Origin of the sequence: Gemmobacter fulvus (genome assembly GCF_018798885.1) — a bacterium.
In the GTDB taxonomy this organism is placed as follows: Bacteria; Pseudomonadota; Alphaproteobacteria; order Rhodobacterales; family Rhodobacteraceae; genus Gemmobacter; species Gemmobacter fulvus.
The window spans coordinates 168,782-182,168 of the sequence record NZ_CP076363.1 but is presented as its reverse complement, the minus strand read 5'-3'; the positions used below and the strand labels follow the sequence as shown (position 1 = coordinate 182,168).

The window sequence follows — 13,387 nt, the reverse complement described above, 5'->3', positions numbered from 1 at the left end:
TCCACCGTGATAGATACCCTATTCACTGCCCTTTCCGAGTTGCTGAGTTTTCAGCACCTCAGTTACATGTTTCTGGGCATCGCGCTCGGGCTGGCCATCGGGGTTCTTCCCGCGCTTGGCGGGATCGCCGGATTGTCGCTGCTGATCCCGTTCATCTACGGGATGGATCAGGTCTCGGCGCTTGCCATGCTGATCGGCCTTCTGGCCATCATGCCGACGGGGGACACGTTTTCGTCCATCCTTCTGGGAATTCCGGGCGGATCATCAAGCCAGGCAACGGTTCTGGATGGTTTTCCTCTGGCCAAGAAGGGCGAGGCTGCACGCGCGCTGTCGACCGCCTTCATCTCGTCGATGTTTGGCGGGATCTTTGGCGCTGTGGTGCTGACGGGGTTCGTTTTCATCGCACGTCCGGTCATTCTTGCCTTCGGATCGGCGGAACTGTTCATGCTGGCGCTGCTGGGTCTGTCGATGGTGGCGGTTCTGTCCGGGCGCAGTTTGGTCAAGGGGATTGCCGCCTGCTGTCTGGGCCTTGTGATCGGCTCCATCGGGGCCGCGCCGGCCACGGGCGAATTCCGGTTGGTCTATGACATCGAGTATCTTTACGACGGCATCCCGCTGGTCGTCGTCGGGATGGGCGTTTTTGCCATTCCTGAGATCGTCGACCTGATGCGCTCCAACAGCGCGATTGCGGGCGAAATGCCGCTGGGCAAGGGCTGGACGCGCGGCATCCGTGACTGGGCCAACAACTGGTTCCTGTCGCTGCGCTGCGCGGCTGTCGGCTGCATCGTCGGGGTCATTCCCGGCCTGGGCGGATCGGTGGTGGACTGGATCGCCTATGGCCATGCCGTGCAAACCACCAAGGACACCTCGAACTTCGGCAAGGGGGATATCCGCGGTGTGATCGCGCCGGAAAGCGCCAATAACGCCATGACCGGCGGGGCGATGCTGCCGACCATCCTATTCGGTATTCCCGGCTCGGGAGCCATGGCGGTGTTTCTGGGCTGCATGGTGCTGATCGGGATCGAACCCGGCCCCTCGATGGTCACCACCGATCTGCACCTGACCTATACGATGATCTGGTCGCTGGCTCTGGCCAATATCTTCGGCGCGCTGGCCTGTGTGGCGCTGGCCCGTCCGATTTCCGGGCTGACCAAGGTGCCGTTCCAATACATGGCCCCGTTCCTGATGGTGATGATCGCCTTCGCGGCCTTCCAGTCCACCCGGTCGGTCAACGATCTGCTGGCGCTGCTGGCGCTGGGGGTGGTGGGCGTGCTGATGAAGCGCTTCGGCTGGTCGCGCCCGGCCCTTCTGATCGGCTATGTGCTGGCCCCGCAGGCCGAAACCTTCCTGTATCAGGCGGTGCAGTTCAATGGGTGGGAGTTCCTGACCCGCACCGGGGTGATCATCATCGGTTTGATGACGCTGGCCTCGGTGTTCTTTGGCCTGCGCAACCGGGTGGACGAACATGGCAATGTCGTGCCGGTTACGGATGACGTGCCCGATGTGCCGCAGTTCCGCGCCCATCTGCCGCAGATCGGTTTTGCGGCTGCGATCTTCGGGGTGATGGTCATCGCGCTGTATGACTCGTTGCAGCACGATTTCCTCGGCAAGGTATTCCCGCTGTCGGTGACCGTTGTGGGCATCGTGATGCTGGGGGTGTTGCTGTGGGAGCTGTGGCACGGCAAGCCGGGGCATCATTCCCATTTTGATGCCGAACTGATTGATACCCAATCCGGGTCTGCGCCGCCGCGCGGTCTCTGGGCTGGGCTGGGCTGGATGGCCGCGCTGATCCTGCTGGCCGTGCTGCTGGGATTTGTGCTGGCCGTGGCGGTTTTCTTCCTCGCCTTCATGCGGTTGCGGGCAGGTGCCACATGGTTGCGCAGCCTGCATCTGACGGCCTGGGCGGTGGGGGGCATCATCACCGCCGCCTGGCTGCTGACGCTGAACTTCCCCTCGGGCCTGTTGCAATCGGTGGTCGATCTGCCCTGGCCCCTGCGCTGAACCGCGCCTTTGGGCCTGCGCATCGCTGCGCAGGCCTTTTTGTTTGCATGCAGGAGGAACACGATGGCCCAGACCGCCATTCCCTTTTATTTCTTCCGGGGCGGCACCTCGCGTGGGCCGTATTTTCGCCGCGAAGACCTGCCGGAAGACCGTGCAACGCTTGCCCGGGTTCTGGTCGCCGCTGTCGGATCGGGGCATCAGCTGAACATCGACGGCATCGGCGGTGGGGCGGCGGTCACCACCAAGGTGGCCATGCTGTCGCGCTCGGACAGCGCGGATTGCGACATCGACTATTTCTTTGCGCAGGTCAGTGTCGCAGACGGGCTGGTGGATTTCAAACCGACCTGCGGCAATATCCTGTCGGGTGTCGGTCCGGCGGCGCTGGAAATGGGGCTGATCCCCGTGCAAGGCGCGCAGACCCGCGTCCGCATCCGGTCGGTCAACACCGGTGCCAAGGTCGAGGCGGTGGTGCGCACCTCGGGTGGGCAGGTGGATTATGCCGGAGAGGCCGCGATTGACGGCGTGCCGGGCACCGCCGCGCCGATCTATCTGAACTTCATGGATGTCGTGGGATCGGTGACCGGAGCGCTGCTGCCCACAGGCAATCTGCGCGATGAGATCGACGGGATCGCGGTCACCTGCATGGATGTGGCCATGCCGATCTGCATCGCCCGCGCCGCCGATTTCGGCCTGACCGGCTTTGAAACGGTCGAAGAGCTGGACGCCAATCGCGCCTTCTATGCGCGGATGGAGCCGATCCGGCAGGAGGCCGGGCAGCGCATGGGTCTGGGGGATGTGTCGAAATCGGTCACGCCGAAATTCGCCCTGTTGGCCCCACCACGTGCGGGCGGCACGATCACCGCGCGTTATTTCATGCCGTGGAATTGCCATCCGAGCATGGCTGTGACGGGCGCGCAATGTCTTGCCTCCTGCGTTCTGACGCCCGGCACCGTGGCCGAGGGGTTGTTTGATCCGCCGCAAGGCGCGCCTGCGCTGGTGCTGATCGAACATCCCGGCGGCGTCATCGACGTGACGGTGGAATATGAGATGGGTCCCGACGGCTTTGCTCTGAAATCGGCGGGTCTTTTGCGCACGGCGCGGCTTCTGGCGCGGGGCGAGGTGATGGTGCCCGGCGCGGTCTGGGGCGGGCACGTAAGGCCGATGTCTCCGATCCGGTGACGGGCTTTGGGGCCGGGCAGCCAATCCATTTTCCCACCCGTTCGCGGTGCCATCAGAGTGCGGATTGCGGGTTGCAAAAATTGTATCCAAATGTATACGTCAGGATACGAAAACAGGAGGCGAGTCGTTTCATGGCTGACGAGAGCGAAATTCCACAGGGGCAGGGGGCGTATCGCCGCCTGCTGGAAGACATCCGCAGCGGCACGCTGTCCCCCGGAGCGCGGCTGCGCGAGACGGATCTGGCCGAACGGCTGGGCATCAGCCGCACTCCGGTGCGCGAGGCGATCCGCCAGCTTGAGGCGGATGGTCTGGTGGTTCACCTGCCCCGGCAGGGGGCCACGATCCGCAGCCTCGACCATGCCGAGGTGGTGGAGCTTTATGAGATGCGCGCCGTGCTGGAAGGCACGGCGGCGCGGTTGGCAGCGCGGGCGGCCTCTGACATCGAACTGGCGGAACTCGCCGCGCTGAACGCCGAACTGGCCGCGGCCCCCGCCGGTCCCCATGCGCGTGAGGCCAACCGAGTGTTCCACCGCACCCTGATCGAGGCGGCGCGCAACCGCTTTCTGATCAAGGCGATGAGCGCGCTGCAAAAGACGCTGCTGATCCTTGGTCCGACAACGCTCTCCGATCCGGGCCGGGCCGGAACCGCCGTGGACGAACATGCCGCAGTGCTGAAGGCGCTTGTGGCGCGCGACGGGGCCGGGGCCGAGGCGGCGATGCGTTTCCACGTCGAGGCGGCGTTGTCGGCCCGCATCCGGGGGATGCGCGGACGGGAACTGCCGATGGAGGATGAACCATGAAAGACTGGCCCGAGATCTTCGATCTGGCCGTTGTGGGCGGGGGCAATGCGGCCCTGTGCGCCGCCATCACGGCTGCCCAGCAGGGCGCAAGCGTGCTGATCCTTGAGGGCGCGCCGGTTGCCTATCGCGGCGGCAACAGCCGCCACACCCGCAACTTCCGCTGTATGCACAAGGGGCCGATGTTCCCGCTGACCGATGCCTATGAGGAAGAGGAATACATCCACGACCTCATGCTGGTCACCAAGGGCAAGACCGACGAGGCGCTGGCACGGCTGGCGATCCGGTCCTCGGAAAAGTGCCTGCCCTGGATGATGGCGCAGGGGGTGCGGTTCCAGCCGTCGCTGTCGGGCACGCTGTCCCTGTCGCGCACCAATGCGTTCTTCCTTGGGGGTGGCAAGGCTTTGGTGAATGCCTATTACAACACGGCCACCGACCTTGGCGTGAAGATTGCCTACGAGGCGCAGGTGACCCATGTGCATCGCGATGGCGATCTGATCTCGCATCTGGAGGCCGAGATTGCGGGCCGCCCCGTCACGGTAAAGGCGCGCAGCTTTGTGCTGGCCTCGGGCGGGTTTCAGGCCGATCTTGACTGGCTGGCCCGGGCCTGGGGGCCTGCGGCGCGCAACTTCCTGATCCGCGGCACGCCTTATAACCGTGGCGTGGTCTTGCGCGATCTGTTGGATCAGGGCGCCGAAAGTGTCGGGGATCCGACCCAGTGCCATGCGGTTGCCATTGATGGCCGCGCGCCGAAATATGATGGCGGCATCGTCACCCGGCTGGATTGCGTGCCGTTTTCCATCGTGGTGAACCGTGATGGCGACCGCTTCTATGACGAGGGCGAGGATGTCTGGCCCAAGCGGTATGCCATCTGGGGCCGTCTGGTTGCAGCCCAGCCCGATCAGGTGGGTTATGCGCTGATCGACGCGAAATCAATCGACCTGTTCATGCCCTCGGTCTTTCCCGCCGTGAAGGCCGACACCATCGAGGGCGTGGCAGTTGCGATGGGCCTTGATCCCGCCGCCGTGCGCCGCACCGTGACCACGTTCAACGCCGCCTGCCGCCCCGGCCCGTTCCACCCGACCGAGCTGGACGGGCTGCGCACCGAAGGGCTGGAGGTGCCGAAAACCAACTGGGCGCGGCCACTGGATACGCCGCCCTTCTATGGCTACCAGCTGCGCCCCGGTGTGACCTTCACCTATCTGGGGTTGAAGGTGGACGCCCGCGCGCAGGTTCACACCGCCGAAGGCCCGATCCGCAACCTTTGGGCTGCGGGCGAGATCATGGCCGGCTCGATTCTGGGGCAGGGCTATCTTGCCGGGTTTGGCATGACCATCGGCACCGTCTTCGGACGCATCGCAGGCAAGGAGGCCGCCGCCCATGTCGCTTGACCTTACTCTCCCGACCCTGTCCGCTATGGACGAGGCCCGCCGCCAGATCGAGATCTGCAATGCCTGCCGCTATTGCGAAGGGTTCTGTTCCGTCTTTCCGGCGATGACCCGGCAAAAGGCCTTTGCCGATGGAGACCTGACGCAGCTCGCGAACCTGTGCCACAATTGCCGTGGCTGCTACTACGCCTGCCAATATACCGAACCGCATGAATTCGCGCTGAATATCCCAGCGGTGCTGGCCGAGGTGCGGGTGGACAGTTGGGAGCGGCTGGCCCGGCCGCAGGCGCTGGCGCGGCTGTTCCAGTCGCATGGAGTGGCGATGGTGGGCCTGCTGGTGGTGATCCTTGCCTGGTTCTTCTGGGCGATCACGGCGCTGCGGCCCGAAACGGGTGCGGGCTTCTACGCCTATCTGGCGCACAATACGCTGGTCGCAGTCTTTGTTCCGGCCTTTGTGCTGCCGCTGGCGCTGATTGCGCTGTCGCTGCGCGACTATTGGCGCGAGGTGGGCGGTGGCCGGGTGCGGCTGTCGCATGTCCTGCACGCCTTTGGTTCTGCTGCACGGATGAAGAACCTGTCGGGCGGCCATGGCGAGGGGTGCAATTTCGAGAAGGGCGACCGTTTCAGCGACCGCCGCCGGGTGTTCCATCAGCTGATGATGTATGGGTTCCTGCTGTGCTTTGCCTCTACCGCCAGCGGCACACTGATGCACTACATCCTTGGCTGGGAAGCGCCCTATCCCCTGCTGTCTCTGCCCAAATTGCTGGGGGTGCCGGGTGGGCTGATGATGGTGGCGGGGGCTGCCGGTCTGGGGTGGCTGAAGCTGAAGGCCGATCCTGCCCTTGGCGCGGCGCGGGTCTGGGGCGGCGAGATGGCTTTTGTCCTGTTGCTGGGCGCGGTGGCGCTGACCGGCCTTGGGCTTTACCTCGTCACCGGAACCGGATTTGTCGGCCCCTTGCTAGCGATCCATCTGGCGGCTGTGATGGTGCTGTTTCTGCTGATGCCATTTTCCAAGATGGTGCATGGGTTCTTCCGGCTGGCCGCACTGGTGGCCGAGGCGGGCAAACCCGCCCCCGCAAGCGGGGGCGAGTGAGGCGCTGTCAGGCGCTTGCGGCCAAGGGTCTTGGCCTGCCGTCGCCATCCAGGGCCACGAAGGTGAAGGTGGCGTCAGTCACCTTCACACTGTCCTCGGCATAACGGTTGCGTCGCCAGGCCTCGACATGGATGCGCATCGAGCTGCGCCCGGTCGCAACCAGATCCGCGTAAAGCGAGACCTCGTCGCCCACCTTCACGGGTTTGAGGAAGGTCATCCCCTCCACCGCGATGGTAGCGGCGCGGCCCCGTTCGATCCTTGCGGCAAGATTGCCTGCCGCAAGGTCCATCTGCGCCATCAGCCAACCGCCAAAGATGTCCCCCGAGGGATTCGTATCGGCGGGCATGGCGATGGTGCGGATGACGGGTTCGCCGTCGGGCCGGTCAGAGCACATGGCCACAGGCCGAGGCGGGGGTTCTGGTGTCCATGTTGCGGCCGCGGTTCAGGTGATCGTCGATTTCTGCTGCCGCACCGATCATGCGCCCGAACAGGAACACCGTAAACGCCGCCGTCTCCAGATTGCGCGAGGTCAGCGCGCCCGATTGATAGTCCTTCCACAGAACCGCCAGCAGCAGCGCCGCAATGATGGCATCGACATTCACGCAGAACACATAGGGCGAGGCACCCACGTCGAACATCTCGCGCACCAGATGGCGGTAGAACTCGTGGAAGACGTTGTATTCGCCGCGTTCCTCCATGAACCCTGCGATGAATCGTTCGCGCGGGTCGAAGTTTTCGGGTTTTCCCTTGAAAACAGGGTGATGAACGCCTGGCAGCGCCCGCACCTCTTGCCCCAAATCCTTGGCGTTGCGCTTTTCGGCCTTGTAGGCCAGCGCGAATTTGCGGGCCATCGCCTTGAGGTCAAGGCCATGCGCGGGGTTGGTCGGGTCGGTCAGCCCGCTGTCGCGGAACTGGTCCAGCAGGAAGGCCATGCCTTCAAAGCCATTGCCGCCGTGGCTATAGCCCGAATGGGTCAGAAACCCCATCATCGCCTTGTTGATCTGCACCCGTTCCGGCGTCTGCGGCCCATCCGCCGCCACCGCCCCCTTGGCCCCCTGCGCCGAAATCGCGCCCGGCCCGTTGGAGATCAGCAACCCGATCAGGATCTGGATATAGAGCGCCTCGGTCGGCCCCGGTTTCTTGCCGGTCATGGCAAGGCAGCACAGATCGGCCATCGTCCAGTTCTGAAAGCGTTCGGCCCGCGCAATGCCCCAGAGGCTGCCCGACTGGTGGTGTTCGCCGGGGATCGTGGCCCCCACCATCACGCCGTAAAGCCGCAGATACCAGGGCAGGGTTTCCGCCGTCAGCCGGCTGATCCTTTTGCGCACCAGCGGACCCCAGGCGATGGTGGTGGTGATCGCGGCCAGGATTGCATCGCGCGACAACCGCCCGCCCAGCCCTTGAAGAAAGGTCAGAAACACCGACCGACCGCCGCGCGCGGCAATTGCGGCCAGCATCGCTTCGGGCCGGGGGTCGTTCGCCTCGTCCTCGGTGGCAAGGAACAGGCGGCGGGTGTCGTCATCAACCGTGATGGCCGAGGTGTCGAAGCCCACATCCCGCCCGTCGCGCAGGCCCGATTTCGCGAACAGCTCTATCAACGCCTGCGCGCAGGCCAGCGCGCGTTCCACCCGGCGTGGTCCGGTGATGCCGGCGGCCACGGCCATGATGGCGTTCGGGGCATTGCCCGCCTCGCGCGCCGCATCCGTTGCCACCAGGATCGGGTCGCCCACCAGATTCACCTCGGCGGCCACCGCGATATCCAGCAGGGCACGGTCATGGGCATCGGCGATCTCATGCACCAGTGGCAGGGCGAACATCGCGTTCAGCGGCAGCAGCGCAAGATCCAGCACCGTGTGGCCATGCACGCTGCTCACCTGCGTCTTGCCATCCATGACGCTGGCACCGGATTTGTCTTTCATGCCCTGCCGCGCGATGACAGCCCCGATCTGGTCGGACAGGGCCGCGATCTGCCCCGCATAGGGCGCAGGTGCCGTCACCAGCGGCAGCGCAATGTCGGGCGGCAGGCGCAGGCCCTGATCGTTGGCGATCCACGGCTTCAGCGCCAGCGAGCCACGCGGCGCGAAATCGGTATCCACCCCGTTCAGCGCCATCACCGCCGTCAGCGCGGCAGGAATATCGGCGATGTTGGTTACCAGCGCGCCCTTGGCCGAGGCGTGAGGCGTGGCCGGGGTGAAGATACCCTCCGTGCTGAAGGCCTCGATGAACCAGCGTTCCTTGTCCTCGGCGCTGTCACCCGATCCGGCCATCGCCCCGGCATGGCCCACAGCGCGGGTCAGCTTGGATTTCCACCGCCCCACCACGCAGGCAACCACCGGCTTTGTCCAGTCGATGTCCTTTTCGTAATAGCCGCCCGGCTCCACATAAAGCACTGCCGCCTGCGAGCGAGGGTCATTCGACAGGCCATGTGCAAAGTCACGGGCCGCATATTGGATATACACATCCTTGCCCGAGGAGATGAGCGTCGTGGTTCCCCAGCCCGCAGTCGCCATATATTGCGCAATGGTGGTGGTGAAACCGCCCGAGTTGGAAAAGACAGCAATCGAGCCTTTCAGCAGCGATTCCTCGGGGTGATCCCCGCCAAGCGCGCCGCCGATGCGGACACGCGACCAGGAATCCGCCACGCCAAGGCAGTTGCCGCCCACGATGTCGATGCCATTCGCCTGCGCCATCGCCCGGATTTCGCGCGCGTCATGCACGGCGATCTTTTCGGTGATGATGACGATCTTGCGCAGCTCGGGGTTCACCCGGATCAGTTCGGCCACACCATCGCGCACGCCGGATGGCGGCAGATAGACCACGCCGGTGTTGAAGCGGTGGCCCGCCTTCAACCCCTCCAGCACGGTATTGAAAACTGGGATGTCCCCGATGGCGGTTTTCAGCACTTGCCCCGACCGGCCCGGCGAGGTGCCGAACACCACGCTGCCGCCCGAAAAGGCATGGCTGACCGGGGTCACGGTGCGGCTTTCGCCGCCCAGAATGTTCAGCACGCAAACCCGGTCGTCGCGCGTGGCGATCTGATCCAGACTGTCGATACCCAGATAATACGGGAAGCCCGCAATTCCTTGACGATACATGATGCGTTCCCCCTCAGGCGCTGATGTTCATGGTGCGGGCAATCTCGTCCCGCCCGCCGCTGCGCATCCATTCGTCCACCCGCTTGGCATGGGTGACGACTTCGGAAATTGCGCTGTCAAAGCCGAAGAAGCGGTAGGGCACGCCAAGGCTGTCCAGCGTATCGGCCAGATTGCCCATGCCGCGCACAAGGTTCGGGCCGCCGCGCCCCACCACCACATACAGCGGCACCGGCCCGTGCTTGGCGAAATGCTCGCGCAGCGCGTCGCCCATTCCCCGGAAGGTCTCCAGAATATCGGTGTTGTTCGACTTGCCGCCGATGATGAACAGGACATTCGTCTGTTTCAGGAAGTGGCGATAGCAGATCGCGGCGACGGATTTCATCTTTTCATAGGGCGGGTTGCCGCCAAAATCGGAACTGATGATGGCCGCATCGCCCAGAACCTCGGTTACCAGGCTGTTTGCGCCGCCGCCAAAGGTCGGCGCGAGGATCGTGCCCTTGTCATTGATGACAAACACATCCGATTGCCCCTGATGGGTGCGCAGCTGGTTCACCTCCTGCTCGAAATCCGAGATGTCGGCGGCAAACAGGTAGTCGGGTAGGCCAAGGCGGCCCACGCGCGGGTCGTCGCGGTCAAACCCGCATTTGAAATCGCAGGCTATGGGGGTCAGGCGGCCATCCTTGCCCGGCATCATGCGGATCGGGTTCAGTTCCAGCGTCGTCATGCCGTAATGGTGCATCAGCTCCCACAGTTTCGGCAGGTGCTGGACCAGCGGCGAGATGATCTCTTTCGGCGCGCCAATCTCGGTCAGGGCATTGGCCACGACAAAGGCCTTGAGGCCGGTCAGCGCATCAAAGGGCACCGAGATGATTTCGGTCTTGTCCAGCTCCTCGATATCCACGCCGCCGCGATGGGTGATCGTCATGGTCGGCGCCCGAAAGCGGGTGTTGTCAGTGATGGCGAAATAGACCTCATGCTCTGCCGGAACCCCGGCCTCGAAGGTCACACCATTGGCCTTGGCAACCGCATTGCCGTGCCGATGTTCGGCGAAATAGAGCCGTTCCTTCTCGGCCAGTGCGGTCTTGAGGTCGCGCGCGCGGCCAATCAGCCCCGCCTTGCCCTTCTTGCCCACGCCGCCTCGGAACAGCGGTTTGATGAAGATCAGCTTGTGCCGATCAATCAGGGCCTGAATCTGGTCTTCGGTGGCATCCGGGCCCAGAACCTCGGACGTTGGAAAGCCCACATGGGCTAAAAGGCGTGCGCCTGTCAGCATGCCGGTCACTTGCATCGGATACCCTCCCTGTCCTTTGCGCTGCCGCAACGTAAGGCGTGAACCTGTCGGAGACCTGTCACCGGGCAAGGAAATATGGGCATGTGCCGAAAGCCGCCCGAGGCGGCGGCATCTGGCGAAGGATCAGATGCGGGGGATCGTTATGTGGGGGCAGCCGTCCTGCCGGGCGTCACAGCTTGTCGATCTGCGTGAAAACCTTGGCCAGAATGCTGTTGAGGGCGGCGCTTTCGCTGGCCGACACGGTGGGGAAGCTGAGCGCAAAGACCTCGCGTGCCTCCACCAGCGCCAATGCGCGCAGGCGGTCGCCCTTTTCGGTCAGGCAGGCTTCGGTCACGCGGCCATCGGTGGGGCGCACGCGGGTCGTCACCAAGCCGTCGCCGATCATGCGCTGCACCACCTTGGTTGTGGTGTTCAACCGCATGGTCGACATTTCGGCAATTTCCGAAATCGACAGATACTGGCTTTCATACAGCGAAATCAGTACACGCCAGTGCGGCACATCAATGCCAAGGGGTTTCAGCCGCTTTTCAAGCACCTGCACATAGCGTGCGTTGACACGGCTGATCCAGTAAAACGGCCAGTCTTCCTTGGCAAAACGAGAGACATCCGTGGGCAAGGCGAGCACCTTCCTGCAACTATTCCTCACATCTGCCAAAGGTCCGGCAGCGTGAGCGCAGCTTAGTCCTCCGCTTGGCTGAGGTAAAGTAATCTGAACGTAATGGGTCACGTTCCTGCGTGCGAGGCTGCGGTGGTGAAGCGGTCAAAACGATAGGGTTTCGGATCGACAAGCGGTGTCTGATCCAGAACCAGATCGGCGGCCAGTTGGCCCGCCGCCGGGCCTGTGCCAAAGCCATGCCCCGAAAAGCCCGACGCAACCGTCAGCCCCGGCACCTGCGCGATGGCAGAAATGACCGGATCGGAATCGGGCGTCACGTCGATGGTGCCCGCCCAGGATTGGGCGATCCGCGCCGCCTCGAATACCGGCCAGGCCGCGCGCAGATTGCGCAGGGCCTCGGCATTCAGATCGTGATTGGGTAGCGGGTCGGTGATCCGCCTTGTCTCAAACGGGCTGACGGCGTTAGCTGCCCAGTGCCGGGCGGTTGCCAGCTCATGCAGGAAGGTGCGGCCCAGCCCGATCTGCAATGCGCCACGCTGTGCGCGCAACTGCGGCAGATAGCGCATCCCGATGCGCAGATGGTCCGGCGTCAGCGGCGCATCCAGCCTGCCACGCTGGGTGATGGTGAAGCCGCCATCCAGCCGCTTGCGGAACGAGAAATCGGGCGCGCCCACGGCAATCTCGGTCGGGCCGTCCATCGGCGCGGTGCGCAGCACAGAGCAGATGAGTTGCAGCGTCGGGAAGGCGATGCCCATATTGCCCAGAAAGCGGCGGCTGCCCAGACCACCGGCCAGCAGCACCTGATCACAGGCAATCTCGCCGCGCTCTGTCACCACGCCGGAGACCTTGCCGCCCGAGGTGGCAATGCTGCGCACGGCGCAGTTTTCCACGATCAGCGCGCCCTTGGCGATGGCCGCCCGCGCAATCGCGCTGCTGGCAAGCGTCGGTTCGGCGCGCCCATCCGAGGGGGTGTAGATGCCGCCCTGCCATTGGGCACGGCCGCCCGGCACATGCTGGTCGATCTCGCTCGGCGACACCAGCCGCGAGCCCAGATCCAGATGCGCGACCGAGCCCAGCCATTTTTCATAAAGCGCCATCTGCGTTTCAGAGCGGGCGACAAACATGATCCCGGCCTGCCGGTAGCCGCCATCCTCGCCGATGCGGGCGGGCATTTCGGCCCAGAGCCGGTCGGCGGCCTGCGCCAGCGGCACATCGGCCGGGGCGCGGCTGGTCTTGCGGATCCAGCCCAGATTGCGCGAGCTTTGTTCGGCGGCGATCCGGCCCTTTTCCAGCACAACGACCGGGATGCCGCGTTCGGCCAGTGTCAGCGCGGCAGACAGGCCGACGATGCCGGCCCCTATCACCACCACCGTCGCTTTCGCTGGAATGTCAGACGTGGTCAGAACGGGAGAGATGACGGGGGCCATGCCGGGATCCTTTTCAGGGGTCTTTTCAGAGGGTCAGAGTGTGATGGAGAGCCGGTCAGTTTCGGCGCGGGACGCCCCGCGATACGCGGTAACCTCGATCTCCACCTTGTAGACGCTGGACCCAAGCGGTGGGCAGGTGACGGTCAGCGCCGGATCAACGCCGCGGAACTTCTCGCCAAAGATTTCCATCACCTTCGGCGTGTCCGCAGGCTCCTGAATGAACACGCGGGCCGAGATGACATCGGCAAGGCTTGCCTCAACGGCGGCCAACGCGCCTGCGATATTGGCGAAAACCTGATGGGTCTGCGCTTCCACCCCTTCGGGGATCTCTTTGGTGGCCGGGTTGCGGCCTGCGGTGTTGGAGACGAAAATCCAGTTGTCCACCGCAACGATGCGGGAATAGCTGCTGATCTCTTCCAGCCGGTTGCCGGTCTTGACCTTGACGATGCGGGCCATGGGATATCCTTTTGATGGCAAAGGGGCGGGCCTGCCTGTCAAGC

Annotated in this window: 11 protein-coding genes; 5 read left to right on the top strand and 6 right to left on the bottom strand. The window is 64.2% G+C overall.

Features of this window, described 5'->3' with window-relative positions:
- The first annotated feature begins 6 nt into the window (after positions 1-6).
- The 5 genes from KM031_RS19360 (at position 7) to tcuB (ending at position 6,458) form a co-directional block, all read left to right on the top strand.
- Entirely contained in the window at positions 7-2,001 is a 1,995-nt protein-coding gene (locus tag KM031_RS19360; protein ID WP_369694663.1) for a tripartite tricarboxylate transporter permease, read from the top strand.
- Positions 2,002-2,064: 63 nt separating this feature from the next.
- Complete coding sequence (locus KM031_RS19355) at positions 2,065-3,180, top strand: 4-oxalomesaconate tautomerase (RefSeq protein WP_215505515.1); 1,116 nt, start codon at positions 2,065-2,067, stop codon at positions 3,178-3,180.
- Positions 3,181-3,311: 131 nt separating this feature from the next.
- Complete coding sequence (locus KM031_RS19350; protein WP_215505514.1) at positions 3,312-3,980, top strand: GntR family transcriptional regulator; 669 nt, start codon at positions 3,312-3,314, stop codon at positions 3,978-3,980.
- A complete protein-coding gene (gene tcuA / locus KM031_RS19345; RefSeq protein WP_246567101.1) occupies positions 3,977-5,368 on the top strand; it encodes an FAD-dependent tricarballylate dehydrogenase TcuA in 1,392 nt (463 codons plus the stop codon). The genes KM031_RS19350 and tcuA overlap by 4 nt, the downstream gene beginning before the upstream one ends.
- Positions 5,358-6,458 (top strand): tricarballylate utilization 4Fe-4S protein TcuB, encoded by a 1,101-nt coding sequence (tcuB, locus tag KM031_RS19340; protein WP_215505513.1) that lies wholly within the window; start codon positions 5,358-5,360, stop codon positions 6,456-6,458. Before tcuA ends, tcuB begins: the two co-directional genes overlap by 11 nt.
- A gap of 7 nt (positions 6,459-6,465) precedes the next feature.
- Here the strand turns inward: tcuB and KM031_RS19335 are convergent, their stop codons facing one another.
- The 6 genes from KM031_RS19335 to KM031_RS19310 all read right to left on the bottom strand — a co-directional run bounded on the left by KM031_RS19335 (position 6,466) and on the right by KM031_RS19310 (position 13,343).
- Positions 6,466-6,852: an acyl-CoA thioesterase gene (locus KM031_RS19335; protein WP_215505512.1), complete on the bottom strand. Its 387-nt coding sequence runs from the start codon at positions 6,850-6,852 to the stop codon at positions 6,466-6,468.
- Positions 6,842-9,553 (bottom strand): hypothetical protein, encoded by a 2,712-nt coding sequence (locus tag KM031_RS19330; RefSeq protein WP_215505511.1) that lies wholly within the window; start codon positions 9,551-9,553, stop codon positions 6,842-6,844. Before KM031_RS19330 ends, KM031_RS19335 begins: the two co-directional genes overlap by 11 nt.
- Positions 9,554-9,566: 13 nt before the next feature.
- Positions 9,567-10,841, bottom strand: coding sequence for an ATP citrate lyase citrate-binding domain-containing protein (locus KM031_RS19325; RefSeq protein ID WP_215505510.1), 1,275 nt, complete (start codon positions 10,839-10,841; stop codon positions 9,567-9,569).
- Between the two features lie 172 nt (positions 10,842-11,013).
- Entirely contained in the window at positions 11,014-11,460 is a 447-nt protein-coding gene (locus KM031_RS19320; protein ID WP_246567100.1) for a MarR family winged helix-turn-helix transcriptional regulator, read from the bottom strand.
- A 107-nt stretch (positions 11,461-11,567) separates the two neighbouring features.
- Complete coding sequence (locus tag KM031_RS19315) at positions 11,568-12,887, bottom strand: NAD(P)/FAD-dependent oxidoreductase (protein WP_215505508.1); 1,320 nt, start codon at positions 12,885-12,887, stop codon at positions 11,568-11,570.
- Between the two features lie 33 nt (positions 12,888-12,920).
- The gene (locus KM031_RS19310; RefSeq protein ID WP_215505507.1) at positions 12,921-13,343 is read right to left on the bottom strand and encodes a Rid family hydrolase; all 423 of its coding nucleotides are present in this window, start codon (positions 13,341-13,343) and stop codon (positions 12,921-12,923) included.
- Positions 13,344-13,387: the final 44 nt, after the last annotated feature.